18 protein-coding genes are annotated in these 19,365 nt (G+C 66.3%); 11 read left to right on the top strand and 7 right to left on the bottom strand.

Features of this window, described 5'->3' with window-relative positions:
* Window position 1: 1 nt before the first annotated feature.
* The 3 genes from ACNJ7E_RS17345 (at window position 2) to ACNJ7E_RS17335 (ending at window position 2,245) form a co-directional block, all read left to right on the top strand.
* Entirely contained in the window at window positions 2–487 is a 486-nt protein-coding gene (locus ACNJ7E_RS17345) for an SRPBCC family protein (protein ID WP_283335774.1), read from the top strand.
* A gap of 183 nt (window positions 488–670) precedes the next feature.
* Window positions 671–1,249 (top strand): dihydrofolate reductase family protein, encoded by a 579-nt coding sequence (locus tag ACNJ7E_RS17340; RefSeq protein ID WP_418340526.1) that lies wholly within the window; start codon window positions 671–673, stop codon window positions 1,247–1,249.
* Between the two features lie 234 nt (window positions 1,250–1,483).
* Window positions 1,484–2,245, top strand: coding sequence for an alpha/beta hydrolase (locus tag ACNJ7E_RS17335; RefSeq protein ID WP_418340525.1), 762 nt, complete (start codon window positions 1,484–1,486; stop codon window positions 2,243–2,245).
* 72 nt (window positions 2,246–2,317) lie between these two features.
* Here ACNJ7E_RS17335 and ACNJ7E_RS17330 read toward each other — a convergent pair whose 3' ends face one another.
* Window positions 2,318–3,772 carry a carboxylesterase/lipase family protein gene (locus tag ACNJ7E_RS17330; RefSeq protein ID WP_418340524.1) on the bottom strand — a complete coding sequence of 485 codons (1,455 nt, stop codon included), beginning with the start codon at window positions 3,770–3,772 and terminating at the stop codon, window positions 2,318–2,320.
* Window positions 3,773–4,186: 414 nt separating this feature from the next.
* Between ACNJ7E_RS17330 and ACNJ7E_RS17325 the strand changes: the two genes are divergently transcribed.
* Window positions 4,187–4,405 (top strand): hypothetical protein, encoded by a 219-nt coding sequence (locus ACNJ7E_RS17325; protein ID WP_418340523.1) that lies wholly within the window; start codon window positions 4,187–4,189, stop codon window positions 4,403–4,405.
* Window positions 4,406–4,592: 187 nt separating this feature from the next.
* On the opposite strand, the gene ACNJ7E_RS17320 is transcribed toward ACNJ7E_RS17325, so the two are convergent.
* Together ACNJ7E_RS17320 and ACNJ7E_RS17315 are read right to left on the bottom strand one after the other, a co-directional pair.
* Window positions 4,593–6,008: an SLC13 family permease gene (locus tag ACNJ7E_RS17320; protein ID WP_280782822.1), complete on the bottom strand. Its 1,416-nt coding sequence runs from the start codon at window positions 6,006–6,008 to the stop codon at window positions 4,593–4,595.
* Between the two features lie 313 nt (window positions 6,009–6,321).
* Window positions 6,322–6,795: an Lrp/AsnC family transcriptional regulator gene (locus ACNJ7E_RS17315; RefSeq protein WP_011593973.1), complete on the bottom strand. Its 474-nt coding sequence runs from the start codon at window positions 6,793–6,795 to the stop codon at window positions 6,322–6,324.
* Window positions 6,796–7,037: 242 nt separating this feature from the next.
* On the opposite strand from ACNJ7E_RS17315, the gene leuC reads away from it, so the two are divergent.
* From leuC to ACNJ7E_RS17295, 4 genes are read left to right on the top strand one after another with little or no spacing between them, the layout of a single operon-like run.
* Window positions 7,038–8,441 carry a 3-isopropylmalate dehydratase large subunit gene (gene leuC / locus ACNJ7E_RS17310; RefSeq protein ID WP_418340522.1) on the top strand — a complete coding sequence of 468 codons (1,404 nt, stop codon included), beginning with the start codon at window positions 7,038–7,040 and terminating at the stop codon, window positions 8,439–8,441.
* A gap of 6 nt (window positions 8,442–8,447) precedes the next feature.
* A complete protein-coding gene (leuD, locus tag ACNJ7E_RS17305) occupies window positions 8,448–9,065 on the top strand; it encodes a 3-isopropylmalate dehydratase small subunit (protein WP_418340521.1) in 618 nt (205 codons plus the stop codon).
* Window positions 9,058–9,834: an RraA family protein gene (locus ACNJ7E_RS17300; protein ID WP_280782819.1), complete on the top strand. Its 777-nt coding sequence runs from the start codon at window positions 9,058–9,060 to the stop codon at window positions 9,832–9,834. Before leuD ends, ACNJ7E_RS17300 begins: the two co-directional genes overlap by 8 nt.
* Window positions 9,835–9,869: 35 nt before the next feature.
* Complete coding sequence (locus tag ACNJ7E_RS17295) at window positions 9,870–13,379, top strand: indolepyruvate ferredoxin oxidoreductase family protein (protein WP_418340520.1); 3,510 nt, start codon at window positions 9,870–9,872, stop codon at window positions 13,377–13,379.
* A gap of 28 nt (window positions 13,380–13,407) precedes the next feature.
* On the opposite strand, the gene ACNJ7E_RS17290 is transcribed toward ACNJ7E_RS17295, so the two are convergent.
* Window positions 13,408–13,875 carry an SRPBCC family protein gene (locus ACNJ7E_RS17290; protein ID WP_283353066.1) on the bottom strand — a complete coding sequence of 156 codons (468 nt, stop codon included), beginning with the start codon at window positions 13,873–13,875 and terminating at the stop codon, window positions 13,408–13,410.
* Window positions 13,876–14,255: 380 nt separating this feature from the next.
* Between ACNJ7E_RS17290 and ACNJ7E_RS17285 the strand changes: the two genes are divergently transcribed.
* Both ACNJ7E_RS17285 and ACNJ7E_RS17280 read left to right on the top strand, forming a co-directional pair.
* Window positions 14,256–15,017 carry a ParA family protein gene (locus ACNJ7E_RS17285; protein WP_280782816.1) on the top strand — a complete coding sequence of 254 codons (762 nt, stop codon included), beginning with the start codon at window positions 14,256–14,258 and terminating at the stop codon, window positions 15,015–15,017.
* Complete coding sequence (locus ACNJ7E_RS17280; RefSeq protein ID WP_280782815.1) at window positions 15,014–15,595, top strand: hypothetical protein; 582 nt, start codon at window positions 15,014–15,016, stop codon at window positions 15,593–15,595. The genes ACNJ7E_RS17285 and ACNJ7E_RS17280 overlap by 4 nt, the downstream gene beginning before the upstream one ends.
* A 281-nt stretch (window positions 15,596–15,876) precedes the next feature.
* On the opposite strand, the gene ACNJ7E_RS17275 is transcribed toward ACNJ7E_RS17280, so the two are convergent.
* The 3 genes from ACNJ7E_RS17275 to ACNJ7E_RS17265 form a co-directional block, all read right to left on the bottom strand.
* Window positions 15,877–16,899, bottom strand: coding sequence for a glutamate ABC transporter substrate-binding protein (locus tag ACNJ7E_RS17275; protein ID WP_280782814.1), 1,023 nt, complete (start codon window positions 16,897–16,899; stop codon window positions 15,877–15,879).
* Window positions 16,899–18,347, bottom strand: coding sequence for a hypothetical protein (locus tag ACNJ7E_RS17270; protein WP_280782813.1), 1,449 nt, complete (start codon window positions 18,345–18,347; stop codon window positions 16,899–16,901). Before ACNJ7E_RS17270 ends, ACNJ7E_RS17275 begins: the two co-directional genes overlap by 1 nt.
* Window positions 18,348–18,458: 111 nt before the next feature.
* The gene (locus ACNJ7E_RS17265; RefSeq protein WP_280782812.1) at window positions 18,459–18,683 is read right to left on the bottom strand and encodes a WhiB family transcriptional regulator; all 225 of its coding nucleotides are present in this window, start codon (window positions 18,681–18,683) and stop codon (window positions 18,459–18,461) included.
* Between the two features lie 29 nt (window positions 18,684–18,712).
* Between ACNJ7E_RS17265 and ACNJ7E_RS17260 the strand changes: the two genes are divergently transcribed.
* Complete coding sequence (locus tag ACNJ7E_RS17260; protein ID WP_348539650.1) at window positions 18,713–19,336, top strand: MFS transporter; 624 nt, start codon at window positions 18,713–18,715, stop codon at window positions 19,334–19,336.
* The last annotated feature ends 29 nt before the right edge of the window (window positions 19,337–19,365 follow it).

Raw genomic sequence — 19,365 nt, 5'->3', positions numbered from 1 at the left:
GATGCCTGTCACCAATGTCAGCCACGACATCGACGCACTGACCCTGACCATCACCGCCGAGTTCGCCGCGCCCCGCGCGCGGATCTGGCAGATCTATGCCGATCCTCGCCAGCTCGAGAAGATCTGGGGTCCGCCGACGTACCCGGCGACGGTGGTCGACCACGAGTTCACTCCCGGCGGTCGGGTCACCTACTACATGACCGGACCCGAGGGTGACAAGCATGCGGGCTACTGGAACATCGTCTCCGTCGATGAGCCGACCGGCTTCACCTTCACCGACGGATTCGCCGATGCGGATTTCACCCCGATCGAATCGATGCCGGTGTCCACCAACGAGTTCTCCTTCGAGGAGAAGGACGGCAGCACCATCGCGACCTACGTCAGTACCTACGCAACCGCCGAAGGTCTCCAGCAGGTGCTCGACATGGGTGTGGTCGAGGGTGCCTCGCAGGCGATCGGCCAGATCGACGACCTCATCAAGGGCTGAGCCTGACGGTTCACCGCACAGACCGATCTCGCCGCCTCGCCCGCCACGTGCGAGGCGGCGAGCCGGCACGAAGGACGCGACACTCTTGTTGCGACCACAGTCGCCCACTCCGACGGCGATGAGTTTCGCAGTGGTTCCCAGTCTGTACCTACACCGATCACAACCACACTCGAGGAGAACGACATGACCGCGACCTACACCTTCGACGTCTTTTCCAGCCTCGACGGCTTCGGCGGAATCAGCGGCGGCGACTGGGGCGGCTACTGGGGCAAGCAAGGCCCCGAGTTGCTCGACCACCGCCTTGCCTTGTACGGCGCGGAGCAGCGGATGATATTCGGGGCCAACACGTATCGGGCGTTCGCGCAGATGCTGGCCTCGAGCACCGAGGAGTCCGAAGTGCGTGACCCATGGGTCACCCGGATGAGGAGCCTGCCGGCGACGGTGGTGTCGACGACGCTGAAAGGACCTCTCGACTGGCCGGACGCGACCGTCGTGAGCGGTGACGCCGTCGACGTCGTCGCCCGGCTCAAGAAGGAGTCCGAGGTGCCGTTGCGCTCGCACGGCAGCCTGTCGATGAATCGGGCGCTGATGGCCGCCGGCCTCGTCGACCGCCTGCAGGTGACGCTCTTCCCTGTGATCACCGGCCAGACTGGTGATGACCCGATCTTCCAGGGTGGGGCCGACTTCGACCTGGAACTGCTCGAGAACCGGACGCTGGACGGTCACATCCAAGAGCTCATCTACCGACCCACCCTCCATTGACCTGTAGGAATTCCGGCGCGGCCCATCAGCGATCGGCCCTCGCGTGCAGGAAATAGGTTGGACGGGATTCGGTTCAGGTTGATAGCGTGCGCGAAACCGTGACATCACGCGAGGAGGTGAGACCCATGAATGCAGTAACCATGTGGGTGCTCCCACTCGTGTTCACGGTTCGGCGATTGACATAGGTGTCGCCGGGAGCGCCTCGACAACAAGGCAATCCCGAAAGGCAACACCATGCATTTCACCTCTGAGACATCGTCGAACGGTGTCATCGAACGTACATTCACTCTGGATGAGATCACCGGCGTGCTCTGGTCGCCCACATCCGGAACCGTCGGCGCACCGCTGCTGCTGTCGGGGCACTCCGGCGGCATGCACAAGAAGGCACCGGGGCTGGTAGCCGGTGCACTCCACTGCGTGACCACCTATGGGTACACCGTCGCCGCCATCGACGCACCAGGACATGGTGACCGGCCGCGAAACCTTCAGGATCAGCGGTGGGCCGAGGCGATCCATCAGGCCCGGGCGGTGGGCGAGCCGATCGCCCCGATCGTGATCGACTACAACATGTCGCTGGCGGAGCGTGCGGTGCCGGAATGGCAGGCGACTCTGGACGCACTGCAGGCGCTGCCCGAGATCGGCGTCGAAGCGCCGATCGGCTACGGCGGCATGACGTTGGGTGTCGTGACCGGGCTGATGTTGACGGCGGTCGAATCCCGGATCGCTGCCGTGAGCTTCGGTGGGGTTTTCGTGTGCGACGCTCTGATCGAGGCGGCAAGAAAGATCACCGTCCCGGTCGAGTACCGGATTCCCTGGGACGACGAGGAATTCGAGCGCGCCTCTGGGGTCGCGTTGTTCGACGCCTTCGCCTCGAAGGAGAAGACATTGCACGCCTACCCGGGCAGGCACTACCCGGTACCCGAATACGAACGCGACAGCTCGGCCCGGTTCTTCGCCCGCCACCTCGGCCGGGCCACCGACACGGCTTCGGACTGACGTGAACGGTATCGGCGTCCGGTCCCGCGCCGGACGCCGATACCGCCGGTGCCGCGCTCCCGCCGGCCTGGATCAGGGCAGGTATTCGGCGCCGGTGTCGTCGGGAGCGGTGTCCTCGCACAGGTGCGGGCCGGCATCGAACCTCATCGCTTTTCTGGCGTCGTCGTAGGTGGGCCAGCCGGGATCTCCGTGGGTTGCGAAGTCGAGCCAGGCTTGGTGCATCGCGTGGGTGAGGGCGCCGGGTGCGTCATCGCCGATGAGGCCGCGGCATGCCTGTGTGGTGTCGAAGACGAAGGGGACGTCGAGGCCGTGTGCGGCGCCGTGCAGTGGTGATCGCCATGCGAATTCGTAGACGTAGGTGGGGCCTGGGTGGCGGCGGGCGGTGCGGCGGCTCGGTGATCGGAACATCAGGTCCGTGTAGGCGGCTGTGAGTGCACGCGCGGGGGTGACGGCCGGGTCGTGGAGACCGTGTCGTTCGAGGAGCGCTTCGGCATCGGGGTAGGTGGCGGCCAGGTCGGCTACGGCGTCATGCGCGTCGAAGGCGGCGAACTCGTCGGCACCGAAACCGAGGTTGGCCTCCTCGAGTGTTGTGCCGATCAGCAGGTCGACGCCGCGCGAATGTGTGCTCGGGACTCCGACCGGGGCGGGGAGGACGTCGTCACCCGTGGTGGGGAGGAACAGTGCACGACGGTGGCCCGGGTCGACACCGTTGCCGTCGCGCAGGTCTGGGTGGGGTTCGTTTCTGAGCAGAGCTGCCTGTGCGCGCAGCAGGTCGGGGGCAGAGAATGCTCGGAATGCGTCTGTGGTCGGGGAGGTTCCGAGCCGGGAGGCGAGTGCCTTCGTGAGTTCTTCGGTGACCTCGAGCGGGCGGGCCATCTCGTCGTGTCCGCTCTGGACGATCGCGCGCCGGAACAGTCCGGCGGCCAGCGGGGAGCGCAGCAGGAACGCGACCGAGGAGCCGCCGGCCGATTCGCCGAAGACGGTGACGTTGTCCGGGTTCCCACCGAACCCGGCGATGTTGTCGCGAACCCAGCGCAGGGCCGCGATCTGATCACGCAATCCGATGTTCGTGTTCGCGACCTCACCGGACAGTGCGAGGAAGCCCTCCGCCCCGAGTCGGTAGTTGACGGTGACCAGGACGACGCCGTCGCGCGCGAACGAGGTGCCGTCGAAGGCGGGGGCGGCACCCGAGCCGATCATGAACCCGCCGCCGTGGACGTAGACCATCACCGGAAGCCCACCCGTGCCGGGGTCGGGTGTCCAGACGTTGAGATTGAGGTAGTCGCCGTCTCCGGCGACCCATCCAGGCCCGATCAGCGGCGCCAGATTCGCGTGAGCGGGGTGCAATGCCGGCTGGGGTGCGGTAGCGCCGTAACCGGTGGCGTTCCTGGTCCCTGCCCATCGCTCGGTAGGACCAGGGGGTGCGAATCGGCGTTCGCCCGCTGGAGCTGCCGCGTAGGGGATTCCCAGGAATCGGGCGACCCCGTCGGTGTGGTCACCGGAGAGTCGCCCTGCCTCTGTGTTCACGGTGCGGACGGTCATCGGCGACGTCCCCTTTCATCTGTGCGCCTCACCTCGGATGGTCGGGCCGAGGGTGGCCGTGTGAATCAGCACCCCACCTCGTCCCAGCCTGCCATGGGCTCGGTGTCCGGCCTGAGATAGTCGCCGCCAGGTCGTTGTGGGTCGTGGTAGACCTCACCGACGGTCCGGCTCCGTCCTGGGAAGACCAGTGGCCACGAGGGGCCGCGCGACGAAGTAGGAGAACCAGCATGACGATTCAACGGATGGAGCAGTTCAGCTGACAGAGTCGATCGAAACATCGTGGGCGCGCCGGTCGGGACTCGGCGGTGCCGCAGTAACAACACTGCTCGGAAACGCGAAGTTGATCTTGTGCGGACACTGATACTGATCGGAACGGCCTTCGGACTCGGAGCGGGACTGGTGTGTACCAGTATGTTCGCGTGGTGGCTGTCGTACCCGGTGCACCTCTACGTCGGCAGCTATGAACCGCTCGGCGTCGGCGGAAGCGTGGGTCACATGGAATCCGTGAGCCCGATCCCGTTTCTCGCAGCCGGTCTGATCATCAGCGCAGTCCTCGGAGCGGTCTCCGGTTTCGTTGCCGCGCGCCGCGGCTGGCAGCTGACAGGACCCGGGGCCTGACGAGGACAAGGTGGGAACGCGTGACCGAGATGAGCGAGAAGACAGCGGAACTCGGTGATGCACTGCGTGTCGGTGTCTCGCTACATCGATTCCGTGTGTACGAGCGATCTCTGCTTCCGTCACGAAGGAGCGCCGGCCACACGGGGTGACCGGCGCTTCGATATCGCGGCAGATTGATGGTCTGAAGCTACAGGGAGGTGGGAAGGACGACGAGGAGCCAGGCGAGGATCGGGGCGACGAGGGCGACGTAACCGGTGTATTTGAACAACGATCGTTGGAACTTGTCGCGGTCGGGGACCTGGGCGTTGGCGAGGACCATGACGCCGTTGCTCGACAGGGGGCTGACGTCGACGATGACTGCGGAGAAGGAGACGGCGGCGACGAATCCGATGAGGCCGACCTCGCCCATCATCAGGAGCGGTGCGGCGAGGGGGAGGACGATGCCGAGGGTTCCGATGGACGAGCCGACGGCGGAGACGGCGGCGACGGCGTAGCAGAGGATCAAGGCCGTGAGGAGCGGAGAGCCGAGGGAGGCGGCCGCGTCACCGAGGAACTCGAGAGTGCCGTTGGCCTTGAGCACGCTCATGTAGGTGAGCATTCCGCAGACGAGGAGTACCGCGGACCAGGTGACGTTGTTGACGGCGGGCTTGTGCTTGTTGGGTGCGAGGACGAGGAGGATGGCCGCGATGACCATCGAACAGACGCCGACGTCGATCTGGAAAACGGCGGATCCGATGAGCAGGGCGACCATGCCGAGCAGGGTGAGTACGCGCAGCGGTGTGAATCCGGTGGATTCGATCTCGTCGAGCCGGTCCGGTTCGCGTCCGGGCTGCGGCGATCCAGTGGTCAGCACCATGGGGCCGGCACCGTGTCGGGCGGAGGTGGCGTGCTGGCCGGCGCTCGCTCCGGTTGTGACGAGGTCGCCGCCGCGTGGTTGCGGTGCGGGACTGCCTGCGACGGTGGGGTTGTCGGCGGTGAGGTCATCGACATCGATGGTTTGGTCGTCGGCGCGGAGCAGGTCACGGCCGCGGACGAGGAAAAGCGCCAGCGCGAGCAGGAAGCTGAGTCCGAGGGGGATGACGTACAGGGCGAGGGGGTTGGTGGGTAGGCCGGCGGACTGGAGCCAGCCGTTGGTGAATGCGCCGTAGACGGTTATCGGGGAGAAGGCCGCACCGAGTACGCCGTGGCTGATCATCATGCCCATCAGCAGGGGGTCGATCTTGTAGCGCTTGGCGATCGGCATGGCGATGGGGGCGAGCATCCCTACTGCCAGCACCGAGCCCATGGTCATCAGGCCGGCGCCGAGGAGGAACATCAGCCAGACGATGGCCCAGCGTTTGCCTCGGACGAGTTTGAGTGCGCCGCCCACGAGGAGGTCGACGGTGCCGTTGACCCGGGCGATCCCGAACAGCAGGGTGATCCCGACGATGATGGTGAAGATGCTGCCGGGGAAGAACCCGAAGATGTCGTCCATGGATAGTCCGGACAGCCAGCCGCCGATCACGAAGGCGGCGGCGAACGCCAAGACCCCCATGTTGATGGGTGTCATGGTGCCGATCGCGAACAGGGCGATCAACGCCGCGATCGAGATGAAGTAGAGCATCGGAGGTAACCCTTTCGGTGGATGCCCGGGGATCCGAGCCGCCTGCCGGTGTGAACCGGTGGCAGTGAGCCGATGGCGGCGACGCCTGATCCGTCGGGGACCGCATGTGGCGTTGCCGTGCCCCGCCATTGAAGGGTGACGGCGGTCACAGAATCAACTGCCTCGCCGAGAAAGCATCCAGTTGCTCAACGTGAACCAGTCGCGGTCAGGGCCGTTGAGCCAATAGCTCAGTATCCCGGCCCTCGCGTGGCGGATGGTTCAACTGAATCGCGAGCAGCGAGCCAGAAGCTCGGCTGTCCCGGGATCCGGCAGATCAATTTTCTGCCCGCAGTTTCTCCACGATCGGAATGGTTCGGGGCCAGATGCGCCGGCTCAGGACGATCTCGGAGCGGGTGCGCAGGACGCCTTCGGTCTTCATGACCGACTGGAGGACGTCCTCGAAGTGGGAGTTGTCTCGGGCGACGAAGCGGCACAGTAGATCTCCTTCACCGGAGACGGTGTTGGCCTCGATGAGTTCGGGGATCGCGGTCAGCCGTTCCAGGGTTTCGTTGACCTGGCTCTGGGCGATGTGGACGTGCACGAACGCCATGACGGCGTATCCCAGCGGGGCGAGATTGATTTGAGGGCGCCAGGTGACGATCACGCCCGCTTTTTCGAGTTTGGTGATCCGGGCCTGGGCGGTGTTGCGGGCGATGTTGAGTCTTCGGGAGTACTCGCGCACGCCTGCGCGGGGTTCTTCGACGATGAGTCGGAGGATGTCTAGGTCGAGTTTGTCGAAGCCGTCCATTGGTACTCCTGTCGTGAGGGCGGGAAAGTAGTCCAGATGCGCATCCGGTTGTTCCGAGGTCGCCGGTAGTTGAGCACTTGGCATCATTTTTTGTGCGTGTGTTTATCTCACGGTACAGGTCTGCATATGTTATGGGTCACATCGAGCACGGCGGTCCGATCCACGGACGACCGCTCTGCACACTCCACCTCACCACTGTGGGTCGATGGTGGAACGTGGCTAGGAAGGAATGAGTGCTGATCATGGGCTACACACTTGCGGACAAGATCTGGAGGAGCCACGTGGTGCGGTCCGCCGAGGGTGAACCGGACTTGGTCTACATCGACATGCACCTGCTGCACGAGGTGAACACCCCCGCCGCCTTCGCCGGTCTGCGTGCCGCCGGCCGCACCGTCCGCCGCCCTGACTTGACCCTGGGCACCGAGGATCACAACACACCGACCGACGACGTGCTGCGGATTATCACCGACCCGGGCGCGGTCGAGCAGCTCGACCACATCCGGCGTAACTGCCGGGATTTCGGTATCGAGTTGTACTCGCTCGGGGATTCCGCGCGGGGGATCGTGCACGTCATCGGTCCCGAGCTCGGACTGACCCAGCCCGGGATGACGCTGGTCTGCTGTGACTCGCACACCAGCACCCACGGTGCTTTCGGAGTTCTCGCCTTCGGTATCGGCACCAGCCAGGTCGAGCACGTTCTCGCCACCCAGACACTGCCGATGGCGCCGATGCAGAACATGCGCGTGGTCGTCGAAGGTCAGCTGCCACCCGGAGCAACGGCGAAAGACCTCATCCTCGCGGTGATCGAACACATCGGTACCAGCGGCGGGCAGGGCCACGTCATCGAGTACCAGGGTGAGGCCATTCGTGCCTTGTCCATGGAAGGCCGGATGACGGTGTGCAACATGTCCATCGAAGCCGGAGCCCGGGCCGGTCTCATCGCCCCCGACGACGTCACCATCGAGTATCTGCGCGGCCGCCCGCACGTGCCGTCCGGGGCCGCGTTCGCGGAGGAGGCCGCGTACTGGCGCACCTTCCATTCCGACGAGGACGCCGTCTTCGGCAAGGAGGTTTACCTCGACGCCGCCACCATCGCTCCTCGGGTGTCCTGGGGGACGACTCCTGCCCAGTCCCTGCCACTCGACGCCGACGTCCCCGACCCGGGCACCTTCGTCGACGTGGTGGATCGCGCCGCCGCCGAACGCGCTCTGGCCTACATGCAGCTGACTCCGGGAACGCCGCTGCGCGACATCGCGGTCGATGCGGTGTTCATCGGTTCGTGCACCAACGGCCGGATCGAGGACCTGCGGGAGGTGGCCGCCGTGTGGGAGGGTCGGCGCATCGCACCCGGTGTCGACGTTCTCGTCGTTCCCGGGTCGGAGGCCGTCCGCGCCCAGGCCGTCGAGGAAAGCCTCGACGAGATCTTCGCCGCTGCCGGTGCCCCGCTGCGGTACTCCGGGTGCTCGATGTGCGTTGCGCTCAACGACGACCGACTGCGGCCGGGCCAGCGGGCGGCGTCGACCAACAACCGCAACTTCGAGGGCCGGCAGGGGCGGGGTGTGATGACACACCTGGTGTCACCCGCAGTGGCTGCCGCGACCGCGATCACCGGACGTCTCACGGCGCCCGCAGACCTGGAGGACTGACCACCCATGAAGAGTTTTACCGAACACACCGGAATCGCTGCGCCGCTGCGTATTTCCGATGTCGACACCGACCAGATCATTCCGGCGCGCTTCTGCACCGGGGTGACCAAGCAGGGCTATGAGGATGCCTTACTCCACGATTGGCGCCTCGACCCGGAGTTCGTGCTCAATCGACCCGCCTACCGGAACGCGTCGATCCTGGTGGCCGGGGAGAACTTCGGCGTCGGATCGTCCCGGGAAATGGCGGTCTGGGCGTTGCAGAACTTCGGCTTCAAAGCCGTTCTCGCCCCGCGGTTCGGGGACATCTTCCACGGCAACTCCCTGAAGAACGGGCTGCTGACGGTGACGCTCGCGCAGTCGGTGATCGACGAACTCTGGGACACGATCGACAGCAGACCCGGGAATCCCGTCACCGTCGACCTGGTCCGACGGGAGGTCCGTGCGAGCGATGCCATTTACCCGTTCGACCTGGACGACAATGCCCGCTGGCGACTGCTGGGCGGCTACGACGACATCAGCCTGACCCTGCGCGACGTCGAGGACATCGACACCTACGAGGCGGCCCGCCGGCGCACCTTGCCGACGTCGCGGCGTGTCGTGATGGAAGGAGCAGGCCGTGGCTGACACCGACCTCACCGACAGCCGCGCGCGCATGACCGGCACCGTTCCGCCGTCGAAGATCCTGACCACCGACATCCCGCGCTACGTCGAAGACTATGCGTCCCGGTTACTTGCGATACCGGACACGGCATCCGCCGTCGCCGACGCCCTCGACGAACTGGGCATCGGCACCGCGATCACTGCGACCGACCTGACACCCGTCTCGGCACAGGCGCGAATGTGCGGCCCCGCGGTGACGTTGCGGTATGTGCCCCTCGGAGGGGACGTGACCGGCAACCGCGACAGCAGGCGCGGCACCACCTTCGGCGACCGCGACCTCTACGGCCTCGGGCGCCCCGGCGACGTCGCTGTCATGGACTGTTCGGGATCGCGGTCCGGCTCGGTGATGGGCGCCCTGTCGGCCCGCTGGGCGGTGAAAGCGCAGATCGGGGGATGCGTCGTCGACGGCGCGATCCGCGACACCGCCTCGATCCTCGCCAGTGGTCTGCCGGTGTGGAGTGCCACCCGGAATCCCGCCGCCGCCCGCTACCGCTACGAGACCGTGCAGATGAACGGTCCGGTCTCGTTGTGCGGGCATCAGGTCAACCCCGGCGACTACGTCGTCGCCGACATCGACGGTGTCTGCGTGCTCCCGTTCTTCGACGTCCCACGGGTCGTCGAGCATTGCGAAAACGCCCACCGCACCGAAGTCGCCTTCATCGACCGCATCGACGCGGCCGCAACCTTGGAAGAACTCGTCGCCGGGCTGACCCCGGGCACTGCCCCCGCCTGACCGCCGACGTCGACATCACACGAAGGAACACAGCCTTGTCCTCCACCACGCAGACCCGCCCGCCCACGTTCTCCCTCGACGACCGCTACGTCCTCGAAGACGGATCGGTCTACCTGACCGGCATCCAGGGGTTGGTACGCGTGCTGCGGGACAGGGCCATCCTCGACCGGCGGCACGGTCACCGCACCTCGTCCTTCGTCTCCGGCTACGAAGGATCACCGCTGGCCGGGTACGACCTCGAGATCGCCCGCAAACGCAAGATTCTCGACGAGTACGACCTCGTGCACCGTCCCGGTGTCAACGAAGAACTGGCCGCAACCGCCGTGCTCGGCACCCAAATGGCACCGCAGATCGGACACCTGCGTTCGGACGGGGTCACCGGGTACTGGTACGGCAAGTCCCCCGGACTCGACCGCGCCTCCGATGCCATCCGGCACGCCAACCTCGTCGGAACCGACCCGCACGGCGGCGCCGTCGCCCTCGTCGGCGACGACCCGGGCGGGAAGTCCTCGAGCCTGGCGTGCGCGTCCGAGGTCGCCATGGCGGATCTGCTCATCCCCACCCTGTACCCGGCCGATTCCCAGGAGGTGCTCGACTATGGGCTGCATGCACCGTTCCTGTCCCGGTTCACCGGCCTGTGGTCGGGACTGAAAATCGTCACCGCCGTCGCCGACGGCGCGAGCTCCGCCGTTGTGCATCCCGACCGGATCGACCCGAGCTTCGGTGATATCGGACCGAGTACGTACACCCCGAACGCCAACCTCGTCGGCCCCAACCTGCTCACCCTCGAACGCAGCCAGATGATGGACCGACTGCCCCGCGCGCTCGACTACGCTCGCATCAACACACTGAACGACATCGTGCAATCCGGGCCCGACGACCGGATCGGCATCGTCACCTCCGGGAAGACGTATCTCGATCTGCGCGAGGCACTCTCACTGTTCGGTCTCGGACCTGCAGACCTGCGCCGGTACGGGATCCGCATCCTCAAGCTCGGCATGATCTACCCCGTCGACCCCGAGATCGTGCACCGGTTCGCTGCGGGGCTCGGCGAGATCATCGTCCTCGAGGAGAAGCGGGCGTTCCTCGAGACCGCGGTCCGCGACATCCTCTACCGGCGAGCCAACGCCCCGGTTGTCATCGGTAAGACCGACCCGAACGGCAAATCCCTGGTCAACATCTTCGGAGAGCTCGACGCCGACCTGATCGCCAACGCCCTCAGCCGCCGACTGGGCGACGAATACTGCATCGAACCGGTCCAGCAGTGGAAGCAGCGCCCCCGGACCTCGAAGATCGCACTGCCGCTGCTGAACCGCACCCCCTACTTCTGCTCGGGATGCCCGCACAACTCCTCGACCAAAGTGGCACCCGACACGCTGATCGGCGGTGGAATCGGCTGCCACGCCATGGTGATGATGATGGACGACAAACAGGTCGGCGACGTGATCGGGCTGACCCAGATGGGCGGCGAAGGCGCCCAATGGATCGGCATGGCCCCGTTCCTCGAGGAGAACCACCTCATCCAGAACATCGGCGACGGCACGTTCATGCACTCGGGCAGCCTGGCGCTGCGCGCTGCCGTCGCCTCCGGAGAGAACGTGACCTACAAGCTGCTCTACAACGCCACCGTCGCCATGACCGGCGGACAGGACCCGGTCGGCGCCATGCCGCTGGACCGGATCACCCGGCTGCTCCTCGCCGAAGGCGTCGAGAAGGTAGTGGTCACCACCGAAGACCGTAGGCGCATCAGCTCACTGAAACTCCCCAAGGGCGTCGAGATCCGGGACCGGGACGACCTCGTCGACGTTCAGACGGAACTGGCGGCGATCCCCGGGGTCACCGTCCTGGTACACGACCAGGAATGTGCCGCCGAGAAGCGCCGCAAACGCAAGCGCGGCACACTGCCCACCCCGACCACCCGGGTGATGATCAACGAACGCATCTGCGAAGGCTGCGGCGACTGCGGGGAGAAGTCCAACTGCCTGTCGGTGCACCCCACCGACACCGAATTCGGCCGCAAGACCACGATCCACCAATCCTCCTGCAACCTCGACTACTCCTGCTTGAAAGGGGACTGCCCGTCCTTCGTGACGATCACCCCCGGCCCGAAGGAACAACGCACACCCGTCCCGGCCATCGCCGCCGACCTGATCACCGAGCCCGACGTGCCGGCGATCGACGGTCAGTTCGGGATGCGGATCATGGGCGTCGGCGGCACCGGTGTCATTACCGTCGCGCAGATCCTGGCCACCGCCGCCGTGATCGATGGAAAGTTCGTCCGCAGCCTCGACCAGACCGGCCTGGCGCAAAAGGGCGGCGCCGTGGTGTCGGATCTGAAGATCAGCGCCGAACCCCGCGAGGGCGCCTCGAAGATCGGCGAGGGCCGCTGCGGTCTCTACCTCGGCTGCGACTCCCTCGTCGCCACCGACCCCGCCAACTTGAAGGTGGCCAACAGCTCCGACACCGTCGCCGTCGTCTCCACCACCGAAATCCCCACCGGTCAGATGATCGTCGACACCGCAGTGCATTTCCCGGAACTGAGCACCATTCGTAGCGCCATCGACGGTGCCACCTCCCGCGCGATCTACCTCGACCCGGCCCTGCTCTCGCGTGAGCTGTTCGACGACGAGCAGTACACGAACATGCTCCTGATCGGAGCCGCCTTCCAGACCGGTGTCCTCCCCATCGCTGCGACCGCAATCGAACAGGCGATCACCCTCAACGGTGTCTCGATCGAGGCGAACCTGCAGGCATTCCGCCGCGGCCGCCAGGTCATCGCGGACCCCGAAGCCCTCACCGCCGCCATCGACGGCAACCGGCGGGCCGACTTCGAACCGATCGCCCCGTCCCCCCAGGCCCTCGCCCTCGCCGGCACGGTCCGGGCCGCAGCCGATTCCGAACTCGCTCGCATCGTCGGGCTGCGCACCGCCGAACTCATCGACTACCAGGACACCGACTACGCCCGCGATTACGCGCAGTTCGTGGAATCGGTACGCAGGCAGGAGGCTGCGCTGACCGGACACTCCACCGCGCTGACCGAGGCAGTCGCGAAGAACCTGTTCAAGCTCATGGCCTACAAGGACGAGTACGAAGTCGCACGCCTGGCCTTGGATCCAGCCTTCGACGCCGCCGTCAAAAACGCCTTCGGTGCGAGCGCGAAACGGTCCGTCCGGCTACACCCCCCATTGCTGCGCGCCATGGGGATGAAGAACAAGCTCTCACTCGGATCCTGGATCAACCCCGGATTCCGGACCCTGCACCGCATGCGCAAGATCCGCGGTACCAAGCTCGATGTGTTCGGCTACCACCACATCCGGAAGATGGAACGCGAGCTGATCACCGAATACCGCGAAACCATCGAGCGACTCCTCCACCTACTCAACCCGCACAGCCTGACCGCCGCGGTGGAGATCGCCGGACTGCCCGACCTCATCCGTGGGTACGAACAGATCAAGGTCGCCAACGTGGAGTCGTACCACCAGGAACTGGACAAGCTCGTCGAGGCATACCCGCTGACCGCCCGAGCCGAGAAGCAGGTCGTGTAGGGCCCGGCCCGAGTCGCAGCCGACCTGATCAGCGGGATCCTTCGACGTACGATGCCAGGTTCGCCAGCGAGGAGGCGATCCCGGCCTCGTGTGCCGCTTGGTCTATGCCGGGTGGCACGTCCGTGGCGGTGACGGTCACCTCGGTCCCGTCACCGGCGGCAGCGAGGTGCCAGGTCATCGTCATGGTGCCCGCGTACGACGGGTCGTCAGCTTCGAACACCGCCAGCTGCACCACGCGTTCCGGTGGCACCAGGTCGGCGAATCCGACATCGACGACATCCGTCGTATCCGAAGTCTTGCCGGGACTGTCGGCAGGGTCGAGGTAGGTGAGGACCATCCGAAATCCACCACCGGGCCGAGGATCCCACCGTTCGACCCGCCCGCGCATGCCGTCCGGCGGCAACCAGGCCTCGAGGGACTCCCGGTCGAGGAGGGCGCCGTAGACAGTCGCCGGTGATGCCGCGATCACCCGGCTGGCGCGGTCGGTTCTGTCCATCGCTCGATTCTAGGGCCGAGGAGCACCAGGAGATCTCTGTTCGCCGAGTGCCACTCGTTCGTTCTCACACGCCACTCGACTTGTGTGCGGCGGTTCACGACATCTGCATCCGATGAAATGCGGAGCACGCTACCGGTAGCCGCTGTAGAACCACGTCGGTAGTCGGACCACCGGGGGAGTGCCTGGCGGGCGGGCCGGCGGGGCAGGCCGAATCGTTCAGGCCGCACTCCCACCTGACGCGGCTGTAGTTCACACCCGTGTAGCCGCCGTCACACAGAGGTCGAGGGTTCCGCGCTCGGATCGGCGGGTCATCCGCGTGCCTCGACCAAGTTAAGTATCTTGAGCTAGGTCACTATATTTACACGAAGGGACAGGCCCACATGACCCGCACCATCGCAGTGGTCAACCATAAAGGTGGTTCCACCAAAACCACGAGCGCGGTCAACCTCGCCCAAGCCCTCGTCGAAGCCGGCTACACCGTCCGCGTCGTCGACCTCGACCCACAATGCAACGCCACCACCTGGCTCGGCGCCACGCCCGAAGCCGTCGACAACGATGTCCTGTCGGTACTCATGCTGGTGGCGAGCATCGAAGATGCCACCACCATCACCGCGTCCGGGATCCACCTCGTTCCCGCCACCAAGGAACTCGATTCCGTCGGGCCCTATTTCCTCAAGAAGCCCGGTGCACACGGCGTCCTGCGCAAAGCCCTCGCCGGCGCCCCCGACGTCGACTTCAACCTCCTCGACTGCCCCGGAGACTTCGACCACCTGACCATCAGCGCACTCGTCGCCTGCACCGAAGTGCTTGCCGCTGTCATGACGGGAGCCATGGAACTCGAAGCGCTCATGCGGATCGAGAACTACATCACCGAGCAGGTCGAGTTGCTCAATCCCACTGCACGGCTCAATCACATTCTGTGCGGCCGCGTCGAACTCGGCCAGGTCATCGACCAGCAGGTCCTCGCCGCGCTCCGCGAGACCTACCCCGATCAGACGATGCACACCATCATCCCGAAGTCCGTCCGCGTCAGCGAAAGTTACAGCGCCGAAGAACCCGTCGTCAGGTGGGCACCGTCCTCCTCCGCAGCGCGCGCCTACCGCGACGCCGCCCAAGAACTCGTCGAAAGGGACCCCCGATGAGCGTGACACGTAAGCCGGGACTCGCCAACAACCCCCTCGCACGCCGCCCCCAGCCCCGCACAGGCGCCCACCAGGACGGGACGTACTCGACAACCGGTCACAAGGACCTCCTGACGAGCGTGACACGTAAACCCGGACTCGCCAACAACCCCCTCGAACGCCGCAAGCCACGACTGCCGAACCTCGTCGAACAGGGCGTGGACGTCGCAGGACTCGCAAGCAACCCCTTCGAACGCCGCAAGCGACGACTGCCGAACCTCGTCGAACAGGGCGTGGACGTCGCACAAGAAGCAGCCACCACAGCCGAACCGGTGGCCCTCGGCGAGGAAAAGAAGACCACCAGACGGGTCCCCGCAGACAAGAAGCAGGAATCCGTCCTCATCAACCGCGCCAAGGTCGAAAACGGCAAGAATGCCGTCGCCGCCATCGGCCACATCGCCGGCGCCCCCAACAGCTGGTCCAGCCTCGTCGACGAAGCCCTCGCCCACTACCTCACCGTCCTCGAACGCGAATACAACAATGGCGAACCCTTCCCGCCGCGCAACGCCGAACGCGTCCGGAGGCCACGCATCAACTAGCCCGCCCCGAAGCTGGTGCGACGCCGGTGCAATGACGGTCCCGGTTAACGACGGAAACCGCCGTCGTACTGGCTATTGAGGTCCGTCCGGAGGCGGTTTACCGTGGAGGGTGCGGGCCGTATCCCGTCGGGTCGAGATCAGGCAGTCCGGGATACGACTCGCCGGGGGGTTTTCAGCCAGAATGCGTGGGCCTTCCCCACACCGTCGGAGGTTCGGGATCGGTGGTGGGCGCGCTCAGTGTCGCAACAACTTTCCAGCACGTCCGATGTCCGCGTCGACCCTCAATCGCGATACGTGGCCGGGGGTGGGCCCGCGATCGGCCCGAGTGGTGTGGCCAGCCACCGGTCGTACACGCGCATCCACGTTCCGTCGGCGCGTATGCGTTCGAGGGTGCCGTTGACGAACCGCACCAGGTCCTCCTTGTACTTGTTGACACCGATCGCCCAGTGCTCTTCTGTCTCCAGCCGTGGCCCCACGATCTGAAAATTCGGGTCCTGGGAGGCGAGCCCGGCGAGGAGCGAGTCGGAGGTGCTGGTCGCGTCGGCCTGCCGTTTCTGCATGGTGACGAGGCAGTCGTCCCAGTTGGGGACCGCGATGATCGTGGCGTCCGGCGCGACTCGTTGGACGGTGCCGAGCGAGGTGGTGTCGAGGAAGGTGCAGACCCGTTTTCCGGCCAGGTCCGCCGGTCCGGCGATGTCGGAACCGCGAGGGACCAGAATACGCTGGAAGGCGCGGACGTACTCGGTGGAGAAACCGACGCGTTGGGCGCGTTCGCACGTGATCGAGAATCCATGTGCGACGACGTCGACGTCGTTGTTCTCGAGTGCGGAGAACCGGCCGGCGGTGGTGAGTAGCCGGAACTCGACTTTCGTCGGATCGCCGAAGATGTCGCGGGCGATCTCCTTCGCCACATCGATCTCGAACCCCTGCAGGGTGCCGGTGGTCGGATCTCGGAAGCTGAACAGATTGGTGTTCTGGTCGACGCCGACGATCAACCGGCCCCGCCCTGCGATCTCGGCAAGTGATCCACCGGGCGGCATCTGCCCGGGCGGGGGTTGCGGGCCGGGGCGCAGGCTCGCGAGCGCCCCACACGACTCGGGGAGCGGTGGCTCCGGCGGCGGACTGTCCGTGGGCGGGATGATCTGCGCACCGTCCGTCATCGGTCGTGCGGTGTACGTGGCCGCGACGGTCGGGGTGAGAGGGTCGGGTGCGGCGCAGCCGGCGAGCACGGCGACGGCGAGTACGCCGACGAGGTGCCGGGCACGCGGTCTCGCCCCCGGTCTCGGAAGCCTCACCTGTGTCATCAGTGGTACTCGTTCAGTCGCGGCCAGATCCCCCCGCCGACGGCGAATCCGCAGGACACGCCAATAATCATGCTACCGACTGCCAGTGCCGACATCGACCGGTAGACGTCCGTCACCGCGTTGGCCTCGTCGTCGCGGAGTCGGTCGATCGCGTTCCGGAGGGACTCGTCCAGGGCGGCGAACTGCGTCGACGACGTGCCCGAGCCGGATCCGGCGGCGATCGCCGCGGCGGTCGGGTAGTCACCGCGCTCGAGGGCGATCTCGATGTCCCGGTGCGCGGCCAGCCAGCCGTCGCGGGCCGTCACGGCGTCGCGAAGGTGTTGCTCGGCGGCGCGACCATGCGAGCTCTCCAGCTGCCGGGTGAGTTCGTCGGACAAGGCCTGGGAGTGCCGCGCGTAGTCGACTTCCGACTGGGTGTCGGAACCGCGTTGCAGGATGGCGAGGGTTTCGTCGGCGCGGGCCTGCTGCGCCAGGATGCGAGCGCGGGCAACCGCGTTGATCGGTTGTGTTCCTTCGGTTCTCGCGTGTTCGCTCGCCGACGTCGACACCAGGCTTCCGCCGATCAGCCACAGCAGAAGCACGGCCATGAGCAGGGTGGCGACAGCGAGGCCGGGGTTGAACCGGCGCTTGCTCTTCCGGACGAGGTACAGCTGGGCGAGGACGAGGGCGACGAGGGCGGCCGCGGTCACCGTGAAGGCGGTCGCGGGCAGCTGGGCGGTGTGCGTCTGGATCTCGGCGACCGCCTCGGCCTGATGGACGTAGAGTCGCTCCGCCAACGGGAGGATGGTGGCCTGCATGAGCGCGGACGCATCGGCCAGATACGCCACCCCGACCGGGTTACCGGCCCGGTCGTTCGCCTGAGCCGTGGCGACGAGGTTGAAGTACTCGGCGAGGTCGCGCACCACGTCCGACAGCAGTGCCAGCGATTCGGCGTCCTGCGACGACACCCCATTGGTCGCCGTGACCAGCGCGTTCGACGCGTCCCCGATCGCCTGGGTGAACTGCTCCGCGCCAGCAGTCGACTCGGCACCACCCCCACCCGAGACGAACGACGTGGTCGCGGCGGCGTCGGCGATCGACAGCGAGCTGTAGAGCGCCTGGGCCGCGTTTGCGAGGGGCTCGGTGTGGGTGCGCAGTGTCTCGACTCGCTGTTGGCGCGCGCCGACCGCCCCCGAGGTGATGGCGCCCGCGGCGATGACCGCGGCGATGAGCGCGATCCCCAGCACGGTCAGCCGCCCGGGCGTCGACGTGAAGAATTCGACCCACGGGCGGCGGCGGACCACGGGCTCGACGAGCAGGTCCTCGTCGAGCGTGTGGGCTTCGGTGACGGCGTGCTCGCCGCGGTGGAACATCCGGTCCTCCTGCACCGCCACCGCGGTTCCGGTAAGAGCACCGATCCGGGCCGCGGGGCTGAGTTCAGTGTGCACCGACGGTGCCGAGCGGCGCACCGACTCGGGAAACAGGCACCGCGCGGACCCGGCACAGTTCTGCGTAGGGGTGGCGACCAGCCGCGACGCGTGGCGATGAACCGGACACTGCTCCGAGGACCGCGCTGAAAGTCAGGCCCGCCGCGAGAAACGGCAGTCCGCGCGGCCTTCGCAGAAGGAACAGATCTTCTTCGCATCGCGCTCCCGGCGGGCCCGTTCGCCACCGGTCTCGTCGTCCGGAGCGAAGAAAGTTGTCGCTCCCAACCTCCGGCAGCGTGCATGGAGCTGCCACTCCCAGTAATCGGTATGTGCGGCAAGGCGATCGTGCTGCGCGGAACGGAAGGTGTGGGCCGGCATAGGCCTCTCTCCTACGTGGTGCGCCGCTCATCGCCGCGGTCATCGCCCTGTGCGCGATAGCCAACATGGTCGCCTGGCAGGGGCTGAACGTCTGGGCCACGCAGGCCATGGTCGATCTCGGGTACTCGTTGGGAACAGCGTTGCTGTTCACGTTCACCCTGACCGGAGCAGCAGTAGCAGGCTCGTTCCTCAGCGCCTGGGCAGCCGACCGGCGCGGCTGTGCCCTCGTCGCCGTCCTCACGGCGGCCTGCACCCTCGCCGGATTACTCGGAATGCTCGCGCTTCCCCCGTCGATCGTGACAACGGCATCGTGCATCGCACTTATGGGAATCGGCGGGCACTCCACCATGAACCTCATCCACACCACCACAGCCGACATCTACCCACTCCCGGTCCGCGCCACCGCCCTCGGATGGTCGAACGGCACCGCGTTCATCGGTGCCTTCCTCGGCCCCGTGATCGGCGGTGCGGCGGTGGCCTCCGGGGGAGCGCAGGGTCTGTTCACCGCGTTCGACGCGGCGGCCGCAATCTGCCTGGTGGCGGTGTTCGTCCTCTACCTCACCGATCGCGCGTCGAACTCGAAGGCGGCCGACGCCATCTCCGATGGCACCCCGGCCGGCGAGCCTTCGGCCGGAGTGAAAGCGTCTGCCTGAGGCGGACCGGCGCACTACCCGGTCACCTA

It is taken from the genome of Rhodococcus mengyinensis, from assembly GCF_048381435.1.
Classification (GTDB): domain Bacteria; phylum Actinomycetota; class Actinomycetes; order Mycobacteriales; family Mycobacteriaceae; genus Rhodococcus_F; species Rhodococcus_F opacus_D.
The sequence above is the reverse complement of the archived record's forward strand: the minus strand, read 5'-3'. Positions and strand labels throughout refer to the sequence as shown.